This is a genomic window from Sphingomonas plantiphila, from assembly GCF_046000505.1.
Classification (GTDB): Bacteria; Pseudomonadota; Alphaproteobacteria; order Sphingomonadales; family Sphingomonadaceae; genus Sphingomonas; species Sphingomonas plantiphila.
Genome location: NZ_JBELQC010000002.1, coordinates 274,450 through 301,178 on the forward strand (window position 1 = coordinate 274,450; position 26,729 = coordinate 301,178).

27 protein-coding genes are annotated in these 26,729 nt (G+C 65.7%); 20 read left to right on the forward strand and 7 right to left on the reverse strand.

The window, feature by feature from the left end; genetic code table 11:
- Nucleotides 1-218: 218 nt before the first annotated feature.
- The 12 genes from ABS767_RS13475 to ABS767_RS13530 all read left to right on the forward strand — a co-directional run bounded on the left by ABS767_RS13475 (nucleotide 219) and on the right by ABS767_RS13530 (nucleotide 14,433).
- Nucleotides 219-2,672: a TonB-dependent receptor gene (locus ABS767_RS13475; RefSeq protein ID WP_408079196.1), complete on the forward strand. Its 2,454-nt coding sequence runs from the start codon at nucleotides 219-221 to the stop codon at nucleotides 2,670-2,672.
- Nucleotides 2,673-3,125: 453 nt separating this feature from the next.
- Nucleotides 3,126-4,376 carry a lipoprotein-releasing ABC transporter permease subunit gene (locus tag ABS767_RS13480; RefSeq protein ID WP_408079198.1) on the forward strand — a complete coding sequence of 417 codons (1,251 nt, stop codon included), beginning with the start codon at nucleotides 3,126-3,128 and terminating at the stop codon, nucleotides 4,374-4,376.
- Nucleotides 4,369-5,043, forward strand: a complete 675-nt coding sequence (locus ABS767_RS13485; protein ID WP_408079200.1) for an ABC transporter ATP-binding protein — start codon at nucleotides 4,369-4,371, stop codon at nucleotides 5,041-5,043. The genes ABS767_RS13480 and ABS767_RS13485 overlap by 8 nt, the downstream gene beginning before the upstream one ends.
- A complete protein-coding gene (gene lepB / locus ABS767_RS13490) occupies nucleotides 5,040-5,648 on the forward strand; it encodes a signal peptidase I (RefSeq protein WP_408079202.1) in 609 nt (202 codons plus the stop codon). The genes ABS767_RS13485 and lepB overlap by 4 nt, the downstream gene beginning before the upstream one ends.
- A 37-nt stretch (nucleotides 5,649-5,685) precedes the next feature.
- The gene (locus ABS767_RS13495) at nucleotides 5,686-6,165 is read left to right on the forward strand and encodes a glutathione peroxidase (RefSeq protein ID WP_408079204.1); all 480 of its coding nucleotides are present in this window, start codon (nucleotides 5,686-5,688) and stop codon (nucleotides 6,163-6,165) included.
- A gap of 104 nt (nucleotides 6,166-6,269) precedes the next feature.
- Nucleotides 6,270-8,144, forward strand: a complete 1,875-nt coding sequence (locus ABS767_RS13500; protein ID WP_408079206.1) for a 2-oxoacid:acceptor oxidoreductase subunit alpha — start codon at nucleotides 6,270-6,272, stop codon at nucleotides 8,142-8,144.
- Nucleotides 8,141-8,551 (forward strand): hypothetical protein, encoded by a 411-nt coding sequence (locus ABS767_RS13505; RefSeq protein WP_408079208.1) that lies wholly within the window; start codon nucleotides 8,141-8,143, stop codon nucleotides 8,549-8,551. Before ABS767_RS13500 ends, ABS767_RS13505 begins: the two co-directional genes overlap by 4 nt.
- Complete coding sequence (locus ABS767_RS13510; RefSeq protein WP_408079210.1) at nucleotides 8,548-9,573, forward strand: 2-oxoacid:ferredoxin oxidoreductase subunit beta; 1,026 nt, start codon at nucleotides 8,548-8,550, stop codon at nucleotides 9,571-9,573. The genes ABS767_RS13505 and ABS767_RS13510 overlap by 4 nt, the downstream gene beginning before the upstream one ends.
- Before the next feature lie 18 nt (nucleotides 9,574-9,591).
- Nucleotides 9,592-10,557: a metal-dependent hydrolase gene (locus tag ABS767_RS13515; RefSeq protein ID WP_408079212.1), complete on the forward strand. Its 966-nt coding sequence runs from the start codon at nucleotides 9,592-9,594 to the stop codon at nucleotides 10,555-10,557.
- Nucleotides 10,554-11,921 (forward strand): cryptochrome/photolyase family protein, encoded by a 1,368-nt coding sequence (locus tag ABS767_RS13520; RefSeq protein WP_408079214.1) that lies wholly within the window; start codon nucleotides 10,554-10,556, stop codon nucleotides 11,919-11,921. Before ABS767_RS13515 ends, ABS767_RS13520 begins: the two co-directional genes overlap by 4 nt.
- Before the next feature lie 56 nt (nucleotides 11,922-11,977).
- Complete coding sequence (locus ABS767_RS13525) at nucleotides 11,978-13,237, forward strand: class I SAM-dependent methyltransferase (RefSeq protein ID WP_408079216.1); 1,260 nt, start codon at nucleotides 11,978-11,980, stop codon at nucleotides 13,235-13,237.
- Between the two features lie 17 nt (nucleotides 13,238-13,254).
- Nucleotides 13,255-14,433: a serine hydrolase domain-containing protein gene (locus ABS767_RS13530; RefSeq protein ID WP_408079218.1), complete on the forward strand. Its 1,179-nt coding sequence runs from the start codon at nucleotides 13,255-13,257 to the stop codon at nucleotides 14,431-14,433.
- Nucleotide 14,434: 1 nt separating this feature from the next.
- Here the strand turns inward: ABS767_RS13530 and ABS767_RS13535 are convergent, their stop codons facing one another.
- On the reverse strand, nucleotides 14,435-16,744 hold the full coding sequence (locus ABS767_RS13535) for a coiled-coil domain-containing protein (protein WP_408079220.1): 2,310 nt from the start codon (nucleotides 16,742-16,744) through the stop codon (nucleotides 14,435-14,437).
- Nucleotides 16,745-16,825: 81 nt separating this feature from the next.
- On the opposite strand from ABS767_RS13535, the gene ABS767_RS13540 reads away from it, so the two are divergent.
- The gene (locus tag ABS767_RS13540) at nucleotides 16,826-17,122 is read left to right on the forward strand and encodes an Hpt domain-containing protein (RefSeq protein WP_408079222.1); all 297 of its coding nucleotides are present in this window, start codon (nucleotides 16,826-16,828) and stop codon (nucleotides 17,120-17,122) included.
- On the opposite strand, the gene ABS767_RS13545 is transcribed toward ABS767_RS13540, so the two are convergent.
- Genes ABS767_RS13545 through ABS767_RS13560 form a run of 4 tightly spaced genes read right to left on the reverse strand, consistent with a single transcriptional unit; the run spans nucleotide 17,119 to nucleotide 19,716 of the window.
- Nucleotides 17,119-17,520 carry a DUF1801 domain-containing protein gene (locus tag ABS767_RS13545; protein WP_408079224.1) on the reverse strand — a complete coding sequence of 134 codons (402 nt, stop codon included), beginning with the start codon at nucleotides 17,518-17,520 and terminating at the stop codon, nucleotides 17,119-17,121. The genes ABS767_RS13540 and ABS767_RS13545 overlap by 4 nt on opposite strands.
- Entirely contained in the window at nucleotides 17,517-17,924 is a 408-nt protein-coding gene (locus ABS767_RS13550; RefSeq protein ID WP_408079226.1) for a DUF1801 domain-containing protein, read from the reverse strand. Before ABS767_RS13550 ends, ABS767_RS13545 begins: the two co-directional genes overlap by 4 nt.
- Entirely contained in the window at nucleotides 17,921-19,099 is a 1,179-nt protein-coding gene (locus ABS767_RS13555) for a vWA domain-containing protein (protein ID WP_408079228.1), read from the reverse strand. Before ABS767_RS13555 ends, ABS767_RS13550 begins: the two co-directional genes overlap by 4 nt.
- 38 nt (nucleotides 19,100-19,137) lie before the next feature.
- On the reverse strand, nucleotides 19,138-19,716 hold the full coding sequence (locus ABS767_RS13560) for a CHAP domain-containing protein (protein WP_408079230.1): 579 nt from the start codon (nucleotides 19,714-19,716) through the stop codon (nucleotides 19,138-19,140).
- 142 nt (nucleotides 19,717-19,858) lie between these two features.
- On the opposite strand from ABS767_RS13560, the gene guaA reads away from it, so the two are divergent.
- The 4 genes from guaA (at nucleotide 19,859) to ABS767_RS13580 (ending at nucleotide 22,883) form a co-directional block, all read left to right on the forward strand.
- Entirely contained in the window at nucleotides 19,859-21,415 is a 1,557-nt protein-coding gene (guaA, locus tag ABS767_RS13565; protein ID WP_408079232.1) for a glutamine-hydrolyzing GMP synthase, read from the forward strand.
- Nucleotides 21,412-22,044 (forward strand): hypothetical protein, encoded by a 633-nt coding sequence (locus ABS767_RS13570; protein ID WP_408079234.1) that lies wholly within the window; start codon nucleotides 21,412-21,414, stop codon nucleotides 22,042-22,044. Before guaA ends, ABS767_RS13570 begins: the two co-directional genes overlap by 4 nt.
- A complete protein-coding gene (locus ABS767_RS13575; protein ID WP_408079733.1) occupies nucleotides 22,041-22,385 on the forward strand; it encodes an arsenate reductase in 345 nt (114 codons plus the stop codon). The genes ABS767_RS13570 and ABS767_RS13575 overlap by 4 nt, the downstream gene beginning before the upstream one ends.
- Before the next feature lie 111 nt (nucleotides 22,386-22,496).
- A complete protein-coding gene (locus ABS767_RS13580; protein ID WP_408079236.1) occupies nucleotides 22,497-22,883 on the forward strand; it encodes a hypothetical protein in 387 nt (128 codons plus the stop codon).
- A 15-nt stretch (nucleotides 22,884-22,898) separates the two neighbouring features.
- Here ABS767_RS13580 and ABS767_RS13585 read toward each other — a convergent pair whose 3' ends face one another.
- The gene (locus ABS767_RS13585) at nucleotides 22,899-23,114 is read right to left on the reverse strand and encodes a helix-turn-helix transcriptional regulator (RefSeq protein ID WP_408079238.1); all 216 of its coding nucleotides are present in this window, start codon (nucleotides 23,112-23,114) and stop codon (nucleotides 22,899-22,901) included.
- Between the two features lie 99 nt (nucleotides 23,115-23,213).
- On the reverse strand, nucleotides 23,214-23,630 hold the full coding sequence (locus tag ABS767_RS13590) for a hypothetical protein (protein ID WP_408079240.1): 417 nt from the start codon (nucleotides 23,628-23,630) through the stop codon (nucleotides 23,214-23,216).
- Nucleotides 23,631-23,752: 122 nt separating this feature from the next.
- Between ABS767_RS13590 and panB the strand changes: the two genes are divergently transcribed.
- The 3 genes from panB (at nucleotide 23,753) to ABS767_RS13605 (ending at nucleotide 26,710) form a co-directional block, all read left to right on the forward strand.
- On the forward strand, nucleotides 23,753-24,613 hold the full coding sequence (gene panB, locus ABS767_RS13595) for a 3-methyl-2-oxobutanoate hydroxymethyltransferase (protein WP_408079242.1): 861 nt from the start codon (nucleotides 23,753-23,755) through the stop codon (nucleotides 24,611-24,613).
- A 73-nt stretch (nucleotides 24,614-24,686) separates the two neighbouring features.
- Nucleotides 24,687-25,391: a tetratricopeptide repeat protein gene (locus ABS767_RS13600; RefSeq protein WP_408079244.1), complete on the forward strand. Its 705-nt coding sequence runs from the start codon at nucleotides 24,687-24,689 to the stop codon at nucleotides 25,389-25,391.
- Nucleotides 25,388-26,710, forward strand: a complete 1,323-nt coding sequence (locus ABS767_RS13605) for a PQQ-like beta-propeller repeat protein (RefSeq protein ID WP_408079246.1) — start codon at nucleotides 25,388-25,390, stop codon at nucleotides 26,708-26,710. Before ABS767_RS13600 ends, ABS767_RS13605 begins: the two co-directional genes overlap by 4 nt.
- The last annotated feature ends 19 nt before the right edge of the window (nucleotides 26,711-26,729 follow it).

A 26,729-nucleotide genomic window follows, 5' to 3' on the forward strand; every position in this document is an offset into this window, starting at 1 on the left:
CTTGCGGCATCCGGATCATCCGCGATGCCAAGTCCGTCCGGCCCTGTCGGCACCGAACGATTGTGATTTGGGAACTGCGAGGCGGCTTTCAAGAGCGGCGAGTGGAGACAAAATCGCGGCGTAAAGCCCACCAATGCGATAGGAATAGATTTCCTGTCTGGTTAAAACCCATCGAACAAGTGGAGTTTAAAGGCGCATTACCGGAAAGGAAGCTTCGAATGAGCCTGACCTCGCTATCGCTGTTACTGCTCTCCTCTGCCGCGCCGATCGTCGCGCAGGACGGTGCAGATCTGACCGTGCAGGAAACCGCCCCGGCCACCGTTCCGGGCGAAACCGGGCGCAGCGAAGAAGATGTTCAGCGCAGCTCGGTGGCCTCCGAGATCGTCGTCACCGCCCGGCGCCGCAGCGAACAGGCACAGGACGTGCCGATCCCGATTTCGGTCGTGGGGGTGAAGGAGCTGGACAACACCGGAAGCTTCAACGTCGCGCGCCTCGCGCAGCTGCAGCCGACGCTGCAATTCTATTCGACCAATCCGCGCAACTCGTCGGTCAATATCCGCGGTCTGGGCGCGCCGCTCGGCCTGACCAATGACGGTATCGACCAAGGCGTCGGCGTCTATATCGACCAGGTCTATTTCAGCCGCGTCGCGGTGGCGACGCTCGATTTCCTCGACGTGCAGCAGGTCGAGACGCTGCGCGGGCCGCAGGGTACGCTGTATGGCAAGAACACCGTGGCAGGCGCGATCAGCATCACATCGAAGCCGCCGAGCTTCGATTTCGAAGGCCGCGCCGAGGTGAGCCTGGGCAATCTGGGGTTCAAACAGGCTAAGGCGTCGATTTCGGGCCCGCTGGGCGAGACGGTAGCGGCGCGATTCGGCGTCGCGACCACCAGCCGTCGCGGCACAGTATATAACGTCGCGACCGGCAATTACGTGAACGAGCAGGACAATCTCGGCCTGCGCGGCGCGATCCTGTGGCGCGCCAGCGATTCGCTCGATCTGACGCTGAGTGCGGACTACAACCGGCAAGATCCCGAATGCTGCGCGCAGATCTATGTCCGCTACGGCCCCACCCAGCGCGCGGCGGCGCGGCAATATCCGGCGCTGACCGCGGCGTTCGGCTATGCGGTGCCGAGTACCAACCCGTTCGACCGGCTGACCGATGTCGATGCCGATCTCAATGCGACCAACACGCTGGGCGGCGTGTCGCTACGTGGCGAGCTCGATCTGGGGCAGGGCACGCTGACGTCGGTGACTGCGTGGCGCTTCTGGGACTGGCTGCCCGCGAACGATCGCGATTTCACCGGCCTCCCCATCACCACGCTTTCGCAGAATCCGACGCGGCAGGACCAGTTCACGCAGGAGTTCCGCTATGCCGGCGATGGGGCCGGGTTCGACTATGTGATCGGCGCGTTCGCCTTCTATCAGGACATCCACACCACCGGGACGCAGCGTCAGGGTCCGGCGGCGAGCCGGTGGCTGATCAACCCGAGCAACCCGTTGTCGAACGACCCGACGGTGCTCGACGGACTGACCGCGTCGAACGACATCCGGCTGAAGAATTTCAGTGGCGCGCTGTTCGGCAAGCTCAACTGGAGGCTGACCGACAGGCTGACCCTCTCGCCCGGGATACGGCTGAACTATGACGACAAGGTCGGGAGCTATGTCAGCATCGTGCGCGACGGGCAGGGCGTGCTGGTCCCGGCAACGGGCGGCACGCCGCGCCAGGTGGAACAGCGCGCCGCGCTGCAGCCGCAGGCGTTCGTCGACGAGGCGTATCGCGCGTGGAACGTCTCCTACGACCTCACCGCGTCGTACAAGCCGTCGCGCGACGTGCTGCTCTATGCGACCTATGCCCACAGCTTCAAATCGGGCGGGCTCAACCTGAATGGCGTTCCGGTCGTCGGCGGCGTGCCGCAGACCCAGTTCGCGCAGGTGAAGCCCGAGCAGGTCGATCATTTCGAGTTGGGGGTGAAGTCGCAATTCTGGGATCGCAAGGCGACGCTCAACGTCACCGGCTTCTGGACCGCGATCAAGGATTACCAGGCACTGGTCAATGACGGCGCCAACTCCACGCTGCGCGGCTATCTCGCCAATGCCGGTGAGGTGCGGGTGCGCGGCGTAGAGGCGGATTTCTCGCTCCGGCCGAGCGAGCGGCTTAGCCTCTATGTCAACGGCGCCTATACCGATCACGAATATGTCGAGTTCACCAACGCTCCATGCCCACCCGAGCTGTCCGGCGGGGGAAGCGGCGCCGTGATCGGCCAGCCCGGAACGCCGGGTACCAACAGCCCGATCGCGTGCGACATTTCGGGCCAGTGGCTGCCGGGCATCTCAAACTGGGCGTTCTCGTTCGGCGGCGAGGCGAACCAGCCGGCATCAATCCTGGGCAAGTCGGGCGAGGTGTATCTGGGCGTGGACGCGAACACGCGCTCCAAATTCTCGTCCAACGCCTCGCGCTCGATCTACACCGATATCGATGGGTACGCGCTGACCAACTTCCGGCTCGGATTCCGCACCGATGACGGGATCAACGTGTTCGCCTGGGTCCGCAACGCCTTCGACGTCGAGTATTTCGACGTCCTCGCGACCACGCCGGGCAATACCGGGCTGATCGCGGGCAATGTCGGCGATCCGCGCACCTGGGGCGGGACGCTGAGCTTCAGCTTCTGACGCGACTTCGGCGACGCGCCCCGGTGTGTATCACCGGGGCGGGACGTTGCCGAACGGGGAGGGGGTCGCGATGGCTCCTGCGGCTTCCTCCCCGACTGGCCATGGCGGCCAACCGGGGGCAGCCCCGATATGCTGTATTGGCTTGTGTGAAGAACGCGTGGGCAACCGCCAGAAATGCCAAACGCCCGGGCCGTTTCCGACCCGGGCGCCTGCGTGACGATGCCTCGTCAGCCCCCTTAAGTGGCCACTATCGCCCGCGCGTCTTTTACAGACGGGGCTGAAAGCGCCTCCCCGAACCACGGCCATTGCCATTGCTTCGTGAGGCTTTGCTAGGAGCATGCCGGGCGCTTGTCACCGGTCGATGCGGCCCACGGGACTCTTTGCGTTCAGCCTGTGTTTATTTGGCAACAGCGCGATTGCGCCCACCCGCGCCGCGCCCTAACACCGCGCCCTATGTTGCTTTCCCGATATGAACGGATGATCGCGCGCCGCTACCTGCTGCCAGGGCGGGGGGAGGCGTTCATCTTCCTCGTCGCGTCGATCAGCCTGGTCGCGGTGATGCTGGGCGTTGCCGCGTTGGTCATCGTGATGAGCGTGATGAACGGCTTTCGCGCCGAGCTGTTCGACAAGATCGTCGGCCTGAACGGGCATGCGGTGATCCAGGGCTATGGCGGGCAGTTGCGCGACTGGCGGGAGATCGTCGCCGAGTCGCGCAAGACGCCGGGCGTGGTCAGCGCCACCCCGCTGATCGAACAGCCGCTGATGGCCGGCTTCCAGGGCCGCGTCGAAGGCGTACTGGTGCGGGGCATGAACGGCGAGGATATCCGGCAGAATCCGACGCTCAACCGCAACGTCGTGCTGGGGTCGCTCGCCGAACTGAAGCCGGGATGCGAATGCGTCGCGGTGGGGTCGCGCCTCGCGAGCACGCTCGGCGCGTCGCTGGGGAGCAGCGTGTCGCTGATCAGCCCGCAGGGACCCTCGACGCCATTCGGCACGGTGCCGCGCATCGTATCCTATCGCATCGCCGCGATCTTCGAAGTCGGCGTCTACGACTATGACAAGGCGTTCGTGGTCATGCCGATGCAGGACGCGCAGACGCTGTTGCTGATGGGCGATTCGGTCGGGATCGTCGAAATCGATACGCAGGACCCGGACAGGGTGGGCGAGATCCTGGCGCCGCTGCGCGAAAAGGTGGCGGGCGTCGGGGAACTGACCGACTGGCGCACGCTCAATGCGACGCTGTTCGAAGCGCTGGCGGTCGATCGGCTGGTGACCTTCACCGTGCTGTCGATCCTGATCCTGGTCGCGGTGTTCAACATCCTGTCGTCGCTGATCATGCTGGTGCGCGCCAAGACGCGCGACATCGCGATCCTGCGCACGATGGGGGCGACGCGGTCCGGCCTGATCAAGATTTTCGTGACGGTGGGCACGACGATCGGGTCGCTCGGCATCCTGGCCGGGCTGATCCTCGGCTTCATCCTGCTCTATTTCCGGCATGCGGTGCTGAGCTTCCTCGGCTTCGTGACCGGGCAGGAGATCTGGGACCCGTCGATGCGCTACCTTACCGAATTGCCCGCGAAGACCGATCCGGTCGAGGTGGCGGGCATCGCGCTGATGGCGCTGATCTTCAGCTTCCTCGCCACGCTCTATCCCGCGTTCAAGGCGGCGAGCACCGATCCCGTGCAGGTGCTGCGCTATGAGTGAGGCGGTTCTCCAGACCCAGGGCCTGCGCCGCGCCTTCACGCAGGGCGATACGACGATCGAGGTGCTGCGCGGCATCGATCTGTCCATCGCCCCGGGCGAGATCGTCGCGCTGCTCGGCCCGTCCGGATCGGGCAAGTCGACGCTGCTGCAGGCGGTCGGGTTGCTCGAGGGTGGGTTCGAGGGGTCGATCCGCATTTCGGGCATTGAGGTCGGCAAGCTGGAGAGCCACGCGCGGACCGTCACGCGGCGGGACAAGCTGGGCTTCGTCTATCAGTTCCACCACCTGCTGCCCGATTTCGATGCGATCGAGAATGTCGAGCTGCCGCAGCTGATCCAGAACGCGACCTTCGCCGATGCGCGCGCGCGGTCGGAGGCGTTGCTGACCGCGCTGGGGCTGGGCGCACGGCTCACGCACCGGCCAAGCCAGTTGTCGGGCGGCGAGCAGCAGCGCGTGGCGGTTGCGCGCGCGCTCGCCAATCGCCCCGCCCTGGTGCTGGCGGACGAGCCGACCGGCAATCTGGACGAGAAGACCGCCGACGTCGTGCTGGCCGAATTCCTGCGGCTGGTCCGAGGAGAGGGTGCCGCAGCGCTGATCGCGACGCATAACGAGCGGCTGGCGGCACGGATGGACCGTGTCGTGCGGCTGCACGAAGGCCTGCTGGAGTGAAATGGTGGACGGTTCCGGCGGGCATCGGCGGTGCGGTCGTGCTCGCCGTGGCGGCGGTTGGGGCCATCACCATCGCGCGCGGCGATTTAGAACGATCGATGCCGTGGAAGTTTCTGCGGTCTGCGTCGGAGAGCATGGCGCCGACCGTGCGTTCGGGCGTCCGTCTGACAGCACGACGCGCGTCTGCAGAAGAGCTCAAACGTGGCGACATCGTTGCGTTTTACGTAGGCGACATGATGTGGATCCAGCGGGTGGTTGGTTTGCCCGGGGACACAGTCGAAATGCGCCGCGGACAGGTCGTCCTCAACGGCAAGCCCGTGCCGCAAGCTAGCGTAGGCACCATGGAAATCGACGGCGCGACGCTTGTTGTCCGATCGGAACAACTACCTGGGCTCGCGGCGCACCGGGTGCTCGATCAGGGGCCGACGAATGGCGACGACACGCCGCCAGTGCGCGTGCCTGCCAGCAAGTTGTTTCTGCTAGGTGACAACCGCGACAATGCGATGGACAGCCGATTCCCCGCGTTCGCAGAGGATTCCGGTGGCGGCCTGATTTCTTTCAAGGCAGTATATGGCGTCGTTCGGCCGGAGGATATCAGCGAATAGCGCCACCTTCGACGTGATCGCGGAATATGGAGACGATATGAGTGAAATCACCGATCTTCCCGTCACCGCCGCGGACGGCACCCAGACGACGCTGGCCGATCAGGCGGGCAAGGTGCTGCTGATCGTCAATGTCGCATCCAAATGCGGATTTACGCCGCAATATGAAGGGCTGGAGGCGCTGCACCGGCGCTATGGCGATCGCGGATTTGAGGTGCTGGGGTTCCCCTGCAACCAGTTCGGCGCGCAGGAGCCGGGCGACGCGGAGGAGATCGCGAATTTCTGTTCGCTGACCTATGACGTGACTTTTCCGGTGTTCGGCAAGGTCGACGTGAACGGCGCCGATGCCGCGCCGATCTTTCGCCATCTCAAGAGCGCGGCGCCCGGCCTGTTCGGGACCGAGGGGATCAAGTGGAACTTCACCAAGTTCCTGATCGACCGCGACGGCAAGGTGGTGGAACGCTATGCACCGCAGACCAAGCCTGCCGATATCGCGGACGACATCGAACGCCTGCTGTAACCGGCGCGCCGAAAGAAGCGGTTGCAACCGCCCGGCATCATTCTACCTTCTGCAGAACCGCCCCGATGCGTAGAGGGTGGAGAGACATTGCAGGAAGAGACTGAATGGCAACAGCCGCCCATCAGGTCACGCCCGAAGAGGCTTCCGCCAATCCGCCACCTGAAGCGGTGGTCGTCCGATTTGCCGGGGATAGCGGCGACGGAATGCAGCTGACCGGAGGGCAGTTCACGCTTTCCACCGCGCTTGCCGGCAATGACCTCGCGACCTTCCCCGATTTTCCTGCCGAGATCCGCGCACCGCAGGGGACGCTGTTCGGCGTTTCGGCCTTTCAGATCAATTTCGGATCGGCGGCGATCGAGACCGCTGGCGACGCGCCCGACGTGCTGGTGGCGATGAACCCCGCGGCGCTCAAGACCAATGTCGGCGACCTGAAGCCCGGTGGGCTGATCATCGCCGACGCGGGCGAGTTCAACAAGCGCAACCTGGACAAGGCGAAGTACGAGGCGAACCCGCTCGAGGACGACAGCCTGGCCAAATGGCAGCTGCTCAAGCTCAATATCTCTCAGCTGACGCTGGAGGCGGTGAAGCCGTTCGGGCTGGGCAACAAGGAAGCGTTGCGCTGCAAGAACATGTGGACGCTGGGGCTCGCACTCTGGATGTTCGACCGCGATCGTGCGCCGTTGGTCGACTGGCTCAAGACCAAGTTCGCCAAGGCCCCCGAACTGGCCGAGGCAAATATCGCCGCGCTCAACGCCGGCCATGCCTATGGCGAAACGGCCGAGCTGGGCGCGCAGGGCATCGGCCAGCTGCACGTTCCCGCGGCACCGGTCGAGCCGGGGCTGTATCGGACGGTCACGGGTGCGGATTCGATCAGCATGGGGCTGGTCGCGGGGGCGCAACTGGCGAACCTCAAACTATTCTATGGCGGCTATCCGATCACGCCTGCCTCGGCGATCCTGCATCATCTGGCGCGCTTGAAGGAATTCGGCGTCACCACCTTTCAGGCTGAGGACGAGATCGCCGCAGTCGCATCGGCGCTGGGCGCGTCCTATGCCGGCAGTCTTGGCGTCACTTGCTCGTCGGGGCCCGGGATCGCGCTCAAGACGGAGGCGATCGGTCTTGCGATCATGACCGAGCTACCGCTGATCATCGTCAATGCGCAGCGCGGCGGCCCGTCGACGGGTCTTCCGACCAAGACCGAGCAGTCGGATCTGTATCAGGCGGTGTATGGCCGCAATGGCGACGCGCCGGTGCCGGTGATCGCCGCGCGCTCCGCCGCAGATTGCTTCGATGTGGCGATCGAGGCGGTGCGGATCGCGACGCAATATATGACGCCGGTGATGCTGCTGACCGACGGCTATCTGCAGAATGCGGCCGAGCCGTGGAAGGTGCCGGACATGGCGGGCTATAAGCCCTTCCCGGTCGCGTTCCATACCGAGGCGCCGGTCGAGGGCACGAAGTTCCTGCCCTATTCCCGCGACGAGAAGCTCGCGCGCCCATGGGTCAAGCCTGGGACGCCGGGGCTTCTTCACCGCATCGGCGGGATCGAGAAGGCGCCCGGGACGGGTAATCTCGACTATTCGCCGGCTACGCACCAGACGATGACCGATACGCGCCAGGCGAAGATCGCCGGCATCGAGGTCCCCGATCAGGAGATCGAGCAGGGCGCGGCGGGCGGCAAGCTGGTCGTAGTCGGCTGGGGATCCACCTATGGCCCGATCACCCAGGCGGTGCGGCGTGCGCGACGCAAGGGGCTGGATGTATCGCATATCCATATCCGCCACATCTGGCCTCTGCCGAAGAATTTGGGCGAGTTGCTAAAGGGTTACGCCCACATCCTCGTCCCGGAAATGAACACAGGGCAGCTCAAGACGGTGTTGCGCGACCAATTCCTGGTCGACGCCAAGCCGCTCAACAAGGTGTCGGGCCAGCCGTTCCGTATCCACGAGATCGAAGCCGCCATCGAGGCTTTGGCATGAACCGGGCGGGCTCCGGTTCGCTGAATGTCGGCGACCCGACTTGGGCAATGTTCGTCTGGATTCCGTGCGCATTGATGGCGTTTGTCTTGGCCATCTGGATAGAAAATGTCTGGAACGCTTTCGCAATCATGCTCGGGATTTGCATGCTTCTCGACTTCAGTCCGGTGGGCGCGGCGATCCGCGGGCGCAATGCTGAAAAGCTTGTCGTACGCGGCTACGGCAAGCGCGGCGTCGCCAAGCTTGCTGCTCTAGAATTAGCAGGCGGACTGGTGATCTTGGTTCTCTTGGCGCTGAAACTTGGTGACCCCGACAATTTCGCGTTTGGAGCCGCCTTCGCCGGCTTCTTCATCGCTCAATCCATTTCGACCTGGCGGCTGCGGGCCGAACTTCGTGAGACGGCTGTATGAACGAGATCACCTCAATCAAGCCCTCGACGCCCAAGGATTGGGAGACCGATCAGGAGGTCCGCTGGTGCCCCGGATGCGGCGACTATGCGATCCTGAAGGCGGTGCAGCGCACGATGCCGGAGATCGGGGCGACGCCCGAGAATACCGTGTTCGTCAGCGGCATCGGCTGCTCGTCGCGCTTTCCCTATTACATGGAAACCTATGGCTTTCACACCATCCACGGCCGCGCTCCGGCGGTGGCGACCGGGGTGAAGCTGGCCAATCCGGACCTCGACGTGTGGATCATTACCGGTGACGGCGACGGGCTGTCGATCGGCGGCAATCACACGATGCATCTGCTGCGGCGGAACCTGAATTGCCAGGTCCTGCTGTTCAACAACGAGATCTATGGCCTGACCAAGGGGCAATATTCGCCGACTTCGCGCGAGGGCACCCGATCGCCCTCCACCCCGTTCGGGTCGGTGGATCACCCGGCCAAGCCGTGCGCATTCGCGCTGGGATCGGGCGCGCGGTTCATCGCGCGCGGGATCGACGTGAACAAGAATCTGCCCGCGGTGCTGAAGGCGGCACACGCGCATCAGGGCGCCGCGTTCGTCGAGATCTTCCAGAACTGTATCGTCTACAATGCCGACGTGTTCGCGCCGTTCGTCGACAAGGCGAATGCCGGGCACCAGCTGTGGGTCGAGCACGGCCAGCCGCTGGTCTTCGCCGGCGGGACCAAGGGGCTGGCGCTCGATGTCGAGCGACTGACGCTCAAGGTCGTCGATATCGTCGATGGCGATGTGTCGGGGGTGATGGTGCACGATCAGACCAACCGCAGCCTGGCGCATATGCTGGTCGAGATGCCGTTCGGGCCGTTCCCGATGGCATTGGGCGTGATCTATGACGATCCCGCCCCCACCTTCGAAAGCGCGGTGATCGCACAGAATGCGGCGGCGAGCGAAGGCAAGGTCGCCGACCTGCAGAAGCTGGTGAGCAAAGGTCAGACCTGGCAGGTCGAAAAGGAACCGCGTGAGGCATAGCGCGGGGGCGGTTGCTGCATGGATAATCTGACGCACAGCCTGATCGGGGCTGCGCTGGGGCAGACGGGGCTGAAGAGGCTGTCGGGCTTGGGCATGCCGACGCTGATCATCGCGGCGAACATTCCCGATATCGATGCGGCGTGCACCGTCTATGGCATCCAGTCGCTCGAGATGCGGCGTGGGCTGACCCATGGTCCGATCGCGATGGTGGTGCTGCCGGTGCTGCTGGCCGGGCTGATGATCGGCTTCGACCGGTGGCAGGCGCGGCGCGGCAAGCGACCGGAGAAGCGTGCTCCGGTACGGCCGTGGCAATTGCTGTTGCTCGCGTTCATCGGCACGCTCAGCCATCCCGCGTTCGACTGGCTCAACAATTACGGCGTCCGGCTGCTCGAGCCGTTTTCGTCGACCTGGTATCATGGCGACAGCATCTTCATCATCGACGTGTGGATGTGGGCAATGCTGATCGGCGGCTATCTCTGGTCGCGCGCGGCGGACCGGCGGGGCGGGGACTGGCGGCGGCGGGGCAGGGTGCTGGTGACTGCGCTCTCGGCCTATATCCTTGGCAACGGCGTGTTGACCGGTGTGGCGGAAGCGCGGACGGCGGCCTGGGTGCGGGCAACCTATGGGATCGCCCCGGAACTCGTGGTCGCAAGCCCGCTGCCGCTCGCCTTCTGGCAGCGCGAGATGCTGTGGCGCGGGGAGGGCAAGCGCGGGCGGCGGGTGATCAACATGGCCGATGGCGTATTGCCGTCGATCTTCGCACTCGAGACCGACGCGCCTGCGCCGATCGGGATGGACGATCCGCGCATCGCGTCCGCGGCAGCGCGCGATCCCGCAGTGCGCGCTTTCCTCTTCTGGTCGCGGATGCCCTTTGCGGAGGCGCAGCCCGACGGCAGCATCCTGATCGGTGACCAGCGGTTCGGGAACGAGATGACGCGCAGCCGGATCAGTGTGCGGATTGCACCGGCCGGGGAAGGCGATTGACGAGTATCCTGTGGTTTCGCCGCGATCTGCGGCTGTCCGACCAAGCGGCGCTGATCGCCGCCGCGGGCGAAGGGCCGGTCGTGCCGGTCTATATTCTCGATGATGAGACACCCAAGCATCGCGCGATGGGCGGCGCTTCGAGGTGGTGGCTGCACCATAGCCTTGCCAGCCTCGATGCGGCGCTGCGCGAGAAAGGTTCGCGGCTGATCCTGCGTCGCGGGAAGTCGGACGAGGTGCTGACGACGCTGGCGGACGAGGTCGGGACGCAGCGCATTCATTGCATTCGCCATTACGAGCCGTGGTGGCGCAATGCCGAGCGAGCGGTGGCGAAGCAGTTGGAGCTGGTCTGCCATGACGGCAATTACCTTGCCCCGCCCGGGTCGGTGACGACCGGCGCGGGCGATCCGTACAAGATCTACACCCCCTTCTGGCGCGCGCTGCGCGAACGGATGCCACCCGCCGAGCCGGCGAACCGGCCGCGTGAAATTCCGGCGCCATCGCGCTGGCCGGAGTCGGATCGGCTGGAGGATTGGGAGCTGTTGCCGACCAAGCCCAATTGGGCGGGCGGCTTTTCCGACTGGGAGCCCGGAGAAGCGGGCGCGCGCAAGCGGGTCGCCGCTTTCGTCGACGCGGCGAGCGACTATGACCGTACGCGCAACCTGCCCTCGATCGATGGAAGCTCGCGGCTGTCGCCCCATCTCCATTTCGGCGAGGTGTCGCCCGCCTATGTCTGGCACAGGGTCGCCGACGCGGGCGGATCGGTCGATATATTCCTGAGCGAGATCGCCTGGCGCGACTATGCGCAGAATGTGATCCTGCAATATCCCGACTATGCGGCGCGCAATGCACGGGACAAATATGACGCGCTGCCGTGGCGCGATTTCCGTTCGTCGACGGTGCGCGAAGAGTTCGACGCTTGGACGAAGGGGCGGACCGGCTATCCGATCGTCGATGCCGGGATGCGCCAGCTATGGGCGACCGGGTGGATGCACAACCGCGTGCGGATGATCGCGGCAAGCTTTCTCATCAAGCATCTGCTGATCGACTGGCGCGAAGGCGAGCGCTGGTTCTGGGACACGCTGGTCGACGCCGATTACGGCAACAACAGCGTCAACTGGCAATGGATCGCCGGCACGGGAATCGATTCGAACATGTGGAGCCGGATCATGGCGCCGCTGTCGCAATCAGAGAAGTTCGACGCGGCGGGCTATATCCGGCGCTGGGTGCCCGAACTCGAGCGGCTAGGCGATGATGTGATTCACGATCCCGACGCACATGATTGCCGGCCGCGCGACTATCCGCGCAAGATCATCGCGCACAAGGCGGCGCGCGAGCGAGCGCTGGAGGCCGGTCGGGCAATCTGAGCGGCGGCGTCACTTGGCGCTTGCCCGACTCGGTGCGCCGTGGTTGTTGCGCCGCGATGCATGCACCGGCACGCAATAGGGGCCGCCGGGACGGCTGGGACGAGGCTGGACGGGCCCCGCAGGGCTGGCTGCTCCCGGCAGTCCTTGCGCCCATGTTACGCAGACTGCTCGATCGGATCGACGCGGGCCTTTCCGAAGGCGCGATCGACGCCACGCTGCCGGGTGGCATGCGACGGCGGCTGGGCGGGCGCAGGCCGGGTCCGGAAGCGGTGGTCGAAATCCGCAACTGGCGCGCGCTGTGGCGGCTCGCCACTGGCGGGTCGGCCGGATGGTACGAGGCGTGGCAGGCGGGCGAGTGGACCAGCCCCGACCCGGTCCCGCTGTTCGACCTGTTCGTCCGCAACCGCGCGTCGCTGGGCGAGGCGGGACGGGCGCGGGGACCGATGCGCTTCGCCAAGCGCCTCTGGCACTGGCTGCATCGCAATTCGCGCACCGGGTCGCGGCGCAACATCGCCTATCATTACGACCTGGGAAACGATTTCTACGCGCCCTGGCTCGACGCGAGCATGACCTATTCGAGCGCGCTGTTCGCGCCGGGCACGGCGACGCTCGCCGAGGCGCAGCAGGCCAAGCTCGCCGCGATTCTCGAGCGCACAGGGACGCTCCCGGGAGAACGCATCCTCGAGATCGGCTGCGGCTGGGGCTCGTTCGTCGAACTCGCCGCGCGGGCCGGGCGGCAGGTGCACGGCATCACCCTGTCGACCGAGCAGAAGGCGCATGTCGAGGCGCGGATGGTGCGCGCGGGGCTGGGCGGGGTCGATGTGTCGCTGACCGACTATCGCGACGTCATCGGGACCTATGACGCCGTGGCGAGTATCGAGATGGTCGAGGCGGTGGGACAGGATTACTGGTCCGACTATCTCGCGACCATCGCCCGCGTGCTGAAGCCCGGGGGGCGGGCGGCGATCCAGTATATCGCGATCGACGACGCGATCTTCGATTCCTACGCGCGCAACGTCGATTTCATCCAAACCTATGTGTTCCCGGGCGGGATGCTGCTGTCGGAGCCGCGCTTTCGCGCGATTGCCGAGCGGCACGGGCTGCGCTGGGAAGACCGCGTGGAATTCGGTGGCGACTATGCCGAGACGCTACGGCTGTGGCGCGAGGCGTTCGATGCGGCGGTTGCGGAGGGCCGGCTGCCCGCCGAATTCGATCGACATTTCATCGATCTGTGGCGCTATTATCTCATGTATTGCGAAGGCGGGTTTCGCGGCGGTGGCATCTGGGTTGCGCAGGTGACGCTGGTCCGGGACTAGACCGAGGGAGAGGGACGATGGGCAAGCGTGCGATCTGGCTGGCGGCGGGGGCATTGGCGCTGAGCGCGTGCATGCCGCGGACCGAACCCCCTGCCGCCGCGTCACCCGCCGCCATTTCAGCAGAGGAGTCGGCGCGGCTGCGTCAGGTGGGCGCGGCGATCCTGTTCTGGTCGCAGGAAGAGCGTGAGCGCAATTTTCCGGCGATGGAGAAGATCTTCCCGGGCCATGTGGTGAAGGCCGGCGATAAGGTCCGCGCTTTGCCGAAGGGTGCGCCGCTGCCGCTCGCGGAAGCCGAGATCGACGCGTTCATGGCGGCACAGAAGGTCGCCGGGCTGATCGTGCTTCAGGACGGCAAGGTCCGGCTCGAGCGCTATGCGATGGGCTATGGCCCGGAGGGGCGCTGGACGAGCTTTTCGGTTGCCAAGTCGGTGACGTCGACGCTGGTCGGCGCTGCGATCCGCGACGGTTTCATCAAGTCGATCGACGATCCGGTCACCCGCTACATCCCCGATCTTGGCGGGGCGGGCTATGACGGGGTCACGATCCGCCAGTTGCTGACGATGACGTCGGGGGTGCGCTGGAACGAGGATTATACCGATCCCAACAGCGACGTGGCGCGGATGTTTGCCGAGCCGGTGCCGGAGGGTCAGGATCCGACCGTCGCCTATATGCGCAAGCTCCCGCGCGTGGACGCTCCGGGATCGAAGTTCGTCTACAAGACCGGCGAGACCAATCTGATCGGCGTGCTGGTGCGGCGGGCGACGGGCAAGACGCTGGCGGCCTATCTCTCCGAAAAGGTGTGGCGGCGCTACGGGATGGAGCGCGATGCCTTCTGGATGATCGACCAGACCGGGGCGGAGGTTTCTGGCTGCTGCCTGTCGGTGTCGCTGCGCGATTATGCCCGGATCGGCCAGCTGACCTTGGATGGCGGCAAGGGGATCGTGCCGGATGGGTGGTTCGCCGAGGCGACCAAGACTCAGACGACCTTTCCCGGCGGGGGCTATGGTTACCAGTGGTGGACGATCCCCGGCGGCTATTATGCCGCGCAGGGGATTTTCGGGCAGGTCATCCTGGTCGATCCGGCGAGCAAGCTGGTGATGGTCACCAGCAGCGCATGGCCCAAGGCGACCGATCGCGACCTGTCGCAGCAGCGGCTGGCCTTTGCGATGACGGTGCTCGCCGCCGCGAAGCGATAGTCTATCCGCGCAGCCGCTCGATCGCCTGGGCGAGCGCGACGTAAAGCTTGCCCATGTCGGAGGAGAGCAGGGTGACGCCGAGCGGCGCGCCGTCACGCAGGGCGAGCACCTGACGCAGCATCGCCTCGAAATCGTGGATGTAGCGGTTCACCTGCTCGCGGAAGTCCGGGTCGCCCTCGTACAGGCTGGAGACTTCGCGTGCCTGCCCGCTGTCGAGGAGGCGGACGGCACGGCGGGTGAAGACGCCGCGGTCGCCCTTGAGATAGGCGGCCCAGGCGCTGTCGGACACTTCGTGCGCGAATGCCTTGGAGATGTCGATCGAAGCTGAGTTGAGCGCTTCGACCAACAGTGAAACGCGACGCGCGAAATTGTCGCGGTCGGCCTGTTCGCGCTCGATCCGCGCTTCCTCGATGCGCGCCTCGACCGCGGCGGAGGCTTCGTTGATGCCGAGCATCTGGTGCGACAGCCGCTCGGCAGCGCGGGCGGCGGCATTGACCGCGCCCTCGGTCACTTCGCCGAGTTCGATCAGCTGGGTGCGGACGCTGGCATCCATCGCGCGGCGGAGCGCAGCATTACCGGCCTCTTCGAGCTGGCGTGCGGCCTCCGGCACGAGCCCCGCGAGCGCGGCGCGCGCCTGATCGGTGGCGGAATTGGCGGTTTCGCGGATGCGGAGCAGCGCGTCGACCAGCTGTGGCGCGGCCTCGTCGGCGAAGCGGCGAGCATTGGCGATGGCGCGATCGACTACCTCCTCCAGCTCGCCGGTCTTGGCCTGGCCATCCTCGAGCGAATCGAGCAGCGACGCCTGCGTCTTGGCCAGCGTCTCGCGCTGCTTGCGGACGACATCCGCAATCGCTTCGATCGCGTCGTGCGTGCTTTCTGCGGCGGTGACGAGCGCGAGCAGTTCGGGCTTGGACGCGGCGATGACGCCGCGCGTCGCGCCGATGCGATCTTCGAGGCGCGACAATGCCTCGGGCATCGTCTCGTCCATCTCGCGCGCAGAGGCGTCGAGCGCGGTCAGCAGATCCTCCGCAGTCGCGATCACGCGCCGCGCGGTCTCGTCGCCGATCTTCAGCGTCTCGGTCATCGCGCCCGCCGAACTGTCGAGCGCGCTGAGCGACGCGGACAGCGCTTGCGTGCGCTCCATGCCGCTCGAATGGAGCGCCGCCATTTGGCCGTCGGCCTGTGCGATGCCGCCGGTGACCGAGGCGAGCAGGATGTCAATGCGCGTCTGTTCCTCGCCCAGCCGCTCGCCGATGCGCTCGATCGTCCCTTCGACCTCGGTGATGCGGGTGCTGACGGTGTCGATGCTGTCGCGGCCCGCCTTGTCGAGCGAGGCCTGGTTGGCCGCGAGCATCGCCAGCATCGCCTCGCCCTGCGCGGCTATGCCCTTGCGCGCCTCGTCCACCGCTGCGGCGGCGCGGTCGAGCATCGCGTCGACCGTTTCGGACATGCTCGCGGCGACACCCTCGAGCCGGGTGCCTGCGGATTCGCTGGTCGCTTCCATCCGGGCGATATGCGCGGCGAGCCGCTGGGCGGCGCCCCCGGCGATCGTATCAGCCTCACGCCCGCGTTCGCCGAGCGCGACGAGCTGCGCGTCGAGCGCGGAGGCGTGCTCGCTGGCTTTCATGCCCGCCGCGTCGAGCGTCGCGGCCATTCCGGTCATATCGTCATGCGCCTTCGGAAGCGAGGCGAGGACGATGCCCACGCTCTTTTCCGCAGCGGCGCCGCTTTCGACCAGCGTCTGGGCGCTGGCGGCGACGGCACGCGCCTCGGCCGCCATGCCGTTGGAGATCGCCTGTAGCCGCTCGGCGGCGGTATCGCCCATCGCCATCAGCGCGGTGGTCTGTTCGGCAAGCTCGGCACGGTTCGCCTCGATCTTGCGCGACAGGGTGGCGACGACGCGCTCGAGGCTCGCAGCCTCCGCGCGCATTGCCCGGGCGGTCTTGCCGAAGCGCCGTGCCTCGGCCGCGCTGGTGCGCAGCGCGAGCAGCCAGAATATGCCGATCAGCGCAGGCGGGACGCACAGCGCCGCGATCAGCTGGATCAGTTCGGCCGGCGGGGGCGGGGTGCGCAGCATCGGCTGGAGCAGCCACCCGGCGACGCCGATCCAGACGAGGATCAAGCCGATCGCAAAGGTCGGGAGCGCCCAGTTGCGCCGCAGCCGGGCGGGGGACGCTTCGGCGTCGACATCGTCCTCGACGATCGCGTCCTCGACCGATCGGTCGTCTGCGCGTAGCGTTTCCTCGTCGACCAGCAACAGCTCGTCGTCGTCAAGCGGTCGCGGTCCGACCTTCTGCGTGCCCCCGTTCATTGTCCCGGTTTAGCACAAGTGCGCGTTACCCGCCTAGCACTGTGAAACCACTCATTAAGCACGCCGAATCTAGGATCGGGCATGGCGTATGATCCCGGTGCAATCGATGCAACGCTGGCGGCGGCTGTGGGCGACGAGCCCGGGCTGATCGCCGAGCTGCGCGAGGCCTTTCTCGACAGCGCCAAGCGCGCGCTGAAGACCCTGTCCGAAGCCGGCGAAGACCCGGCAGCGTGGCGCGGCGGGGCGCTGCGGCTGAAGGGGCTGGCGGCGAGCTTCGGCGCGGTGCGGCTGATGGCGCTGGCACAGGATGCGGCGGATGCACAGGCGGGCGACCGGGCGGTGCTGCGCAAGCTGGAGCGCGCGGTCGAGCGGCTCTAGCGTTTTTTCGGTTTCGCCAGGTTGAACGCGACGGCTTCACCGATCAGCGCGCGAAACGCGGCGGCGTCCGGCATATCGCCCTCGCGGAGATCGATCGCACGGCGCGTGCCGCCATCTAGGCTGGCGTTGAACAGTTTCGTCGGATCGTCGAGCGACGCGCCGTTGGCGAAAGTCAGCTTGACATAGCCCTTGTACACTTCGCCGGTGCACAGGATCCCGGCATGTTCCCAGACCGGCACGCCGTTGGGATTGCTGGGCTTGCGCCACTTCACCGTCTCGACCACCTCCGGGTCCGCCTCACGGATCAGCGCGCGCATCGCGGCGAGCGTTTCGCCACGCCAGTCGCCAAGGCTGGCGATCCGCGCGTCGATCAGCGCCGAAGGATCTTCTTCGGTCACAGCCTTTCCCCGGGCAGCTCGCTCGCCTGCGCGATCCAGCCCGCAAGGCGCTCCTCAAAGTCATCACCCTCATGGATGTGGAAATAGCGGGTGTCGCCGCCCTTCGACGGCTTGGGCGGTGTCGGATCGAGCGACTGGCCGCGGAAGAAGGTGAGTTTGATGTAGCCGTCGAAGCAGTGAAGGCTCAGGAACCAGCAGTCCCTTTCGACGCCATAGAAAGGCGAGTTCCACTTGATCGCTTTCTCGACGCCGGGCACGATCCGCTCGACCAGCGCGTCGATGCGGCGACCGACATCGCGTTTCCAGCCGGGCATCGCGGAAATGTACGCCTGGACCGGGGCGTTGCCATAGCCCTTGGGAATCTGCGGATTGCCGCCGGAGAGGAGGGTGGGAGCGCCGCTCACGTCTTGCGGCTCAATTCCCGCATCGCGTCATCGAGACCAGCGAGCGTCAGCGGATACATGCGGTCGTTGACCAACTCGCGCATGATGCGGACCGAGTGCGAATAGCCCCATTGCTCCTCGGGGATCGGGTTGAGCCAGATCGTCGCGGGATAGGTGTTGGTCACCCGCTGCATCCAGGTGACGCCCGCTTCCTCGTTGAAATGCTCGACCGATCCGCCGGGATGGCTGATCTCATAGGGCGACATCGACGCGTCGCCGACGAAGATCACCTTATAGTCGTGGCCGAATTTGTGGAGCACGTCCCAGGTCGGGGTGCGCTCCTGAAAGCGGCGACGATTGTCCTTCCACACGCCTTCGTAGAGGCAGTTGTGGAAGTAGAAGAATTCGAGATTCTTGAATTCGGCGGTCGCGGCGCTGAACAGCTCCTCGCAGAGCTTGACCCATGGGTCCATTGATCCGCCGACATCGAGGAACAGCAGCAATTTGACCGCATTGTGCCGCTCGGGCCGCATGCGGATGTCGAGCCAGCCCTGCCGCGCGGTACCGTCGATCGTCCCGTCGATGTCGAGCTCGTCCGCCGCACCCTCGCGAGCGAAGCGGCGCAAGCGGCGCATCGCGACCTTGATGTTGCGGGTGCCGAGCTCGCGGGTCGAATCGAGGTTCTTGAACTCGCGGCCTTCCCAGACCTTCAGCGCGCGCTTGTGCTGGCTCTCGCCGCCGATGCGCACGCCCTCGGGATTATAGCCCGAATTGCCATAGGGAGAGGTGCCGCCAGTGCCGATCCACTTGTTGCCGCCCTGATGGCGCTCCTGCTGCTCCTCGAGCCGCTGCTTGAGCGTCTCCATGATCTCTTCCCACGAGCCGAGCGACTTGATCGCCTCCATCTCCTCGGGGGTCAGGTACTTCTCCGCGATCGCCTTGAGCCAGTCCTCGGGAATCTCCGCCGTTTGGACGCCGTAGGTCGATGCGATGCCCTTGAACACCTTGGCGAACACCTGGTCGAACCGGTCGAGCAGCCCCTCGTCCTTCACGAAGGTCGCGCGGGCGAGGTAGTAGAACGCCTCGGGCGTGCGATCGATGACGTCGCGCTCCAGCGCTTCGAGCAGGATCAGGTGCTCTTTCATGCTGGCGGGGATGCCCGCAGCGCGGAGCTCGTCGACGAAGGAGAAGAACATGGGGCGAGTGTGGCGCGCGTCGTCGTCCGCGTCCAGACTTACCGCGCGTAGGCGTCGATCAGCGATCCGACATAATCGGGTTGGTCACCGGTGAGTTCGGGGGCGGGGCGGGCCTTGGCAACCTTGGCGCCGCTGACCGGACGGCCATAGATGAAGCCGTGAACGGGGTAGGTGGTCGAGCCAAGACCGCGATTGTCGCGATACCACACCTTGACCTGGCTCCAGTCACCCTGGGGTGACACATCAAACAGCGTCACGTCCTGCTCCACCTGCCCGCGCTTGCCGTCGAATCGCGACCAGTTGGCATGGGTCACCATGAGAACGCGCGGTTCGATGATCCGGCTGACGACGGAGACGTGGCCGAGGGGAAGCGCGGAGGATTTGGCGAACGCGACCACGGCACCGATCTCCGGGGTCTGGCCGCGCTCATATTTGGCCTCGGCCTGGCGCCACCAGGTCCAGGCATCGCCCCAGATCTGGATGCCGGAGGCGGCGCGCGCGAACGGCACGCATTCGCCGACATAGTTGAGGATCGATGCCGAAGCAGGCGCCGCGAACAGTGCCGCGGCGCCCAGGATCGGCAGCACGATCCGGCGGGGGGTCCGGTTCGACTGCATACGCCGAGAATAGGCGGGGAGCGCTTCAGAATGCTTTGCGGACGGGGTTAAGCGCGCGGTGACCATGGCTGGGATGGAATCCACGCCGCCGCAGTTGGTTCCGCGTCTTTACACCCGCGGCCCCGCTGCCTATCGGCTCGCCATGACTGGCCCAAGCGAATCCATCCTCATCGTCGATTTCGGCAGCCAGGTGACCCAGCTTATCGCACGGCGCGTGCGAGAGGCGGGCGTCTATAGCGAGATCGCTCCCTTCACCACCGCCGCCGAGGCATTCGAGCGGATGAAGCCGGGCGGGGTGATCCTGTCCGGATCGCCAGCCTCGGTGCTCGACGACGGGTCGCCGCGCGTTCCGCAGGCGATCTTCGACAGCGGCTTGCCGGTGCTGGGCATCTGTTACGGACAACAGGTGATGATGCAGCAGCTCGGCGGGACCGTACAGCTGGGCGACAGCGGCGAGTTCGGGCGCGCGTTCATCGACATCGCCGACAGTTGCGTGCTGTTCGACGGGCTATGGAGCGAGGGCGAGACCCACCAAGTGTGGATGAGCCATGGCGACAAGGTGACCGAGCTGGCACCGGGCTTCCGTCCGGTCGCGGCAAGTTCGGGCGCGCCGTTCGCGGTGATCGCCGACGACAGCCGTCGCTATTACGCAATGCAGTTCCACCCGGAGGTGGTGCACACCCCCGATGGCGCGCGCCTGCTTGCCAATTTCGTGCGCCATGTCTGCGGCCTCAAGGGCGACTGGACGATGGCGGAGTTCCGCCAGGCCAAGATCGACGAGATCCGCAAGCAGGTCGGCAGCGGCAAGGTCATCTGCGGCCTTTCGGGCGGGGTCGACAGCGCCGTTGCGGCGGTGCTGATTCACGAGGCAATCGGCGAGCAGCTGACCTGCGTGTTCGTCGACCACGGGCTGATGCGTAGCGGCGAGGCGGACCAGGTCGTCTCGCTGTTCCGCGGGCATTACAACATCCCGCTGGTGCATGTGAACGCGGAGACGCTGTTCCTCAACGGCCTCGCCGGGGTCACCGATCCCGAGGCGAAGCGCAAGTTCATCGGCAAGACGTTCATCGACGTGTTCGAGGAAGAGGCGCGCAAGATCGGCGGTGCGGAGTTCCTGGCGCAGGGGACGCTCTATCCCGACGTGATCGAAAGCGTGAGCTTCACCGGCGGCCCGTCGGTGACGATCAAGAGCCACCACAATGTCGGCGGCCTGCCCGAACGCATGAACATGAAGCTGGTCGAGCCGCTGCGCGAGCTGTTCAAGGACGAGGTCCGCGCGCTCGGCCGCGAATTGGGGCTGCCCGACGTGTTTGTCGGACGTCACCCTTTCCCCGGACCCGGCCTCGCGATCCGCATCCCGGGCGAGGTGACCAAGGAGCGCTGCGACATCCTGCGCAAGGCGGATGCGGTATATCTCGAGGAAATCCGCAACGCCGGGCTTTACGATGCGATCTGGCAGGCGTTTGCGGTGCTGCTGCCGGTCAAGACGGTCGGCGTGATGGGCGACGGACGCACCTATGACTGCGTGTGCGGCCTGCGCGCGGTGACCAGCACCGACGGGATGACCGCCGACGTCTATCCGTTCGACGCGAGCTTCCTGACCCGCGTCGCGACGCGGATTGTCAACGAGGTGAAGGGCGTGAACCGCGTGGTGTACGACTATACCTCCAAGCCGCCGGGGACGATCGAATGGGAATGATCCGTACCGCCATCCTGCCCGCGCTCGCGCTGCTCTCGGCCTGCGGAACGTCGACGCCCGAGGCGGCGAATGAGGTCGCGGCCAATGCGAGCGTCGAGCCCGCGCCCGCCATGGAAAATGGCATCGAGGTCGGGAATGTCGCGGAGACGCCGGCCGCGCAGGCATCGACCGCGCCGTTGCTCAACCTGGCACCGGGCGGTCTAACCCTCATCGATCCGACCAACGGGCGCGCGCGCCAGCTGACCTTCGGGACTGAGCGCGCAATGGTTATGCGTGGCGCCGAGGCTGCGCTGGGGGCGCCGGACGAGTCCGGTCGCAGCGGCGAATGCGGCGAAGGCGCGATGGACTTCGCCAAGTTCGACGGGCTGCGCCTGTGGTTCCAGGGCGGCAAGCTGGTCGGCTGGTTCCTCGACGGGGCGCAGCCGAAGCTGACCACCGGAACGGGCGCGGGCATCGGCTCGACCCGCGCGCAGGTCGCCGATGGGCTGGCGATCAGCGATGTTCCCGAAAGCTCGCTGGGGCGCGAGTTCACGACCGAGAGCGGCTCCTTCTCCGGACTTCTCGACGGGCCTGGCGACGCAGCCAAGGTGACCACGCTGTGGTCCGGTCACGCGTGCATCTTCCGATGATCGACCTCTACGGCATCCCCAATTGCGACACGATCAAGAAGGCGCGCGCGTGGCTCGACACCAACGGGCTCGCGTACAGCTTCCACGACTATAAGAAGGAAGGCGCTGACCCCGCGCGGCTGGCGAAATGGGCCGATACGGTCGGCTGGGAGCCGCTGCTGAACCGCGCCGGGACCACGTTCCGCAAGCTGGACGAAGCCGACAAGGCGGATATCGACTTGCCCAAGGCACTCGCACTGATGGCCGCGCACCCTTCGTCGATCAAGCGGCCGGTGGTCGAGTATCGCGGCGGGCTGCTGGTCGGCTTCAAGCCCGACGCGTGGGCCGAAGCGTTGCTCTGACGAAATGATTGGCAAAATCGCGATTTAGGATAGGCTCTCCGATCGAGACAGGGGAGAGGTTCGATGACCGGAGGGACTTCGAAGGCACCGCGATGGTTTACCGTGACGGTGGTGGTGCTGATCCTCTGGGGGCTGTTGGGCTGCGCGTCGCTGTACATGCATTTCGCGCTGGGTCCGGAGTTCGATCCAAATGCCACCGACTATGACCGACAGCTTTATGCGTCGCTGCCGATCTGGCTGAATATCGTCTATGTGGCCGCGGTCTCCTGCGGGCTGATCGGCGCTATCGAACTGCTTGTGCGAAATCGCGGGGCGGTGTTGCTCTCCGCGCTTTCAGTCGTGCTGGTGACCATCCAGTTTGGCTGGATGTTCCTGGCCACCGACATCATCGCGGTGAAGGGCGTTTGGACGACCTATTTCCCGGCGTTGATCATCGCGGTGCAGCTGTTCCAGCTTTGGTTCGCCAGCAGGGCGAAGGGCAGGGGACTGCTCCGCTGATCCGGCGGAGGGGGATCACTCCCCCTCCCACTGAAATACCTCTTCGAGCGGTTTCTCGAACGCGCGGGCGATGCGGAAGGCGGTTTCGAGCGTGGGCGAGTATTTGCCCTGCTCGATCGCCGCGATCGTCTGGCGGGTGACACCGACGCGATCGCCAAGGTCGGCTTGGGTCATCTCGCCCGCCATGAAGCGCAAAGTGCGGATCTGATTGCTGACCGGGGGTTTAGGCATGCCGACCCCGCCAATAGCTGACGGCCATAACCATTTCCCGGACCAACCCGGCGGCGATGATCGCGGACGGCGCCGCGAACCTGTCGCGATAGGCCATGTTCAGACCCCCTTGCGATAGCCGATCGCCGTGGCGCCGAATCGCACCGCCTCGGCTAGAATGAAGGCGCCTGCCAGTGCGAAGATGATGTCCGGCCCGTGCAGGCCGAGATGCAGCCAGACGATTATGGCAACGACTCCCAGGATCAGCGTGAGATAGGCAAATCCGGTTGCGCGGCGACCTACGGCGCGGTCGCGCTCATCGACCGGAGCGTTCGCCTCTTTTGGGGCCGCGATCGCCCAGGTCACTGCGGCCGCGACCATCACGGCCCCCTGCGCGATCGTCGCAGCGATAAATGGTCCTAGCATTGCAAGGCCGCGTGCCGCGTGCGGAACCATGGCCAGGAGAATGAAGAACGCGCCCCAGATCAGCACCGTGCTCAGGAACGCCACCCATGCAATCTTTTCCCGAAACGCCATAAGACCTCCGCGTCAAAGCTGTATGACTCAATGTTATGTATACATTACATCTAGTCAAGAGCGAATGACATCAACGTTGAGGTCGCTGGCGTGGCCGCAATGACGCCGCTAGAGCGCGCATCATGTCCACGACCTTCACCATCGACACCTCGACCAGCCGGGCAACGCCGACACCAGCCCCGATGAAGCGGCTGACCGTCCCCGCGATCCAGAACCGTAAGGGAAAGGATCCGGTGGTGATGCTGACCGCATATACCGCCCGCATGGCGCAGCTGCTCGACCCGCATTGCGACGTGCTGCTGGTCGGCGACAGCCTGGGGCAGGTGATCTACGGCCTGCCGTCGACGCTGTCGGTGACGCTCGACATAATGTGTGCGCACGGCGCCGCGGTGGTGCGGGGAAGCTATCATGCGGTGGTGGTGATCGACATGCCGTTCGGCAGCTATGAGGCGAGCCCACAGCAAGCCTTTGAGTCGGCATCGCGGATCATGGCCGAGACCGGCGCTGCGGCGGTCAAGCTGGAGGGCGGGGAGGCGATGGCCGAGACGGTCGCGTTCCTGACCCGCCGCGGCATTCCCGTGATGGGGCATATCGGTCTGACGCCGCAGGCGGTGAACGCGCTGGGCGGCTATGGCGCGCGCGGGCGCGGGAACGCCGAATATGCCAAGATAATCGGTGACGCGAAGGCGGTGGCCGAGGCGGGCGCATTCGCGGTCGTTGCCGAGGGCGTGGTCGAGACGCTGGCGAACGAGATCGTCGCGGCGGTGCCCTGCCCGGTGATCGGGATCGGCGCGTCGGCACAGTGCGATGGCCAGGTTTTGGTGACCGAGGACATGCTCGGCATGTTCGAGCGCACGCCGCGTTTCGTGAAGAAGTTCGACGACATGGCTGGCCGCATTTCCGCCGCTGTCGAGACCTATGCAGCGGCGGTTCGCGACCGCAGTTTTCCGGGTGACGAACAAGTCTATAAACCGAAGGACTGACCCGCTTTCGTTTCCCGTTCGGCGCGGCTAAGGTCCGCGCCCGCACCCCCCCTGTTCCCTGATGGAGTTAACCTTGGCGCTGAGCCCGCAAAGCAACGAAGCCTTTCTGCGTGAGGTCGATGAAGAGCTCCGCAAGGACCAGGCGTTGCACGTCTGGCAGAATTACGGCCGCTGGATCATCGTCGCGGTGATCGCCGCGCTGGTCGCGTTCGGCGGCTGGCTCTATTGGCTGACGCATCACGAGGGGCAGCGCGGACTGGAGGGCGAGAAGTTCCAGGCGGCATTCAAGGCGCTGGGCGAGAACAAGCCGCAGCTGGCGGAAACGCCGCTGAAGGAGCTGGCCGCGTCGCGTACGCCGGGGTTCAACGCGATGGCGCGCTTCACTCAGGCCGACGTGCTGCTGGAGAAGAACGACCTCAAGGGCGCGGCGGCGATATTGGGCGCGATGGCGGCCGACAAGGATCTGCCCCAGGAATTCCGCGACCTGGCGCTGGTCCGCCAGACCATGGCCGAATATGACACGCTGAAGCCCGAGCAGGTCGTCGCGCGGCTCCAGCCGCTCGCGGTCAAGGGCAATGCCTGGTACGGCAGCGCGGGCGAGATGGTCGCCGGCGCCTATCTGCGCCAGGGCAAGCGCGGCGACGCGGGCAAGCTGTATGGCGAGATCGCCAAGGACGAAAGCGTTCCGCGCTCTATACGTCAACGTGCGGTTCAGATGGCGGGCGTACTGGGTGTCGACGCTATCGTCGATGAGGGTGAGGACAAGAAGGCACAATGATGAAGTCGGTTCGTATCCCCGTCGCGATCGCGGCGCTGGCGGCGCTCAGCGCGTGCGGCATTTTCAAGGGCGGTGACAAGAAGACCCCGACGATCGGCCAGCGCGTGCCGATCCTCGCCTCCGAAACCGGGATCAAGGCCGATCCGACGATCGCCGAGGTCGCGGTGGTGCTCCCGATGGCGGTGGTCAATCCCGACTGGACCCAGCCCGGCGGCAATGCCGCAAAGGCGATGGGCCATCTGGCGCTGAGCGAATCCCCGTCGCGCGTGTGGTCGTCGAAGATCGCCGGAACCAGCGGCCGGGTGCGGCTGGCGGCGGCGCCGGTGGTGGCCGACGGCAAGCTGTTCGTCGTCGACACCGACGCGGTGCTCCATGCCTTCGACGCTGCGACCGGCAGCCGCCAGTGGCAATTGGCGACGTCCGCCGACAAGGAGAACCGCAACGCCCGCTTCGGCGGTGGCGTGAGCTTCGAGAATGGCCGCGTGTTCGCGACCAACGGCCTCGGCGAAGTCGTCGCGGTCGATGCCAATGCCGGGACCGAGATCTGGCGCAAGAAGCCGGGCGGCCCGCTGCGCGGCGCACCGTCGGTGTTCAACGGCAATGTCTATGTTGTGTCGCAGGACAATCAGCTGTTCGCGCTGAGCCAGAACGATGGCGCGGTGGTGTGGACCCAGTCCGGAACGCCGGAAACGCAGGGCGTGTTCGGCGTCGCGGCGCCTGCAGCTGCGCAAGGGACGATCGTCGCCGGTTTCTCCTCGGGCGAGCTGAACGCCTATCGGTACGAAAATGGTCGACCCTTGTGGTCCGACACGCTGTCGCGTTCGACCATCTCGACCTCGGTGTCGAGCCTGGTCGATATCGATGCCGAACCGGTAATCGATCAGGGCCGGGTCTATGCCGTTGGTCAGGGCGAGCGCATGGCCGCGATCGAGCTGGCGACGGGGCAGCGCGTATGGGAGCAGAGCCTGGCGGGGATTTCGACGCCATGGATTGCGGGCGAATGGCTGTTCGTGATGACCGACGATGCGCGGCTCGTCTGCATCGCGCGCGGAACCGGCAAGATCCGCTGGATCTCGCAGCTGCCGGCATGGCGGAACGTCGAGGACAAGAAGGGGCCGATCGCCTGGGTCGGACCAATTCTGGCCGGCAACCGGCTGTGGGTGGCCAATTCGCGCGGTGCGCTGATGTCGGTCTCTCCGTCGGACGGAAGTGCCGGTTCGACGATCGATGTCGGGGCTTCGGTCAGCCTGCCCCTGCTCGTGGCGAACAACACCTTGTACGTCCTGTCCGACAAGGGCGAGATCAGCGCCTATCGCTGAGGCGGCAGTTGGGATAGAG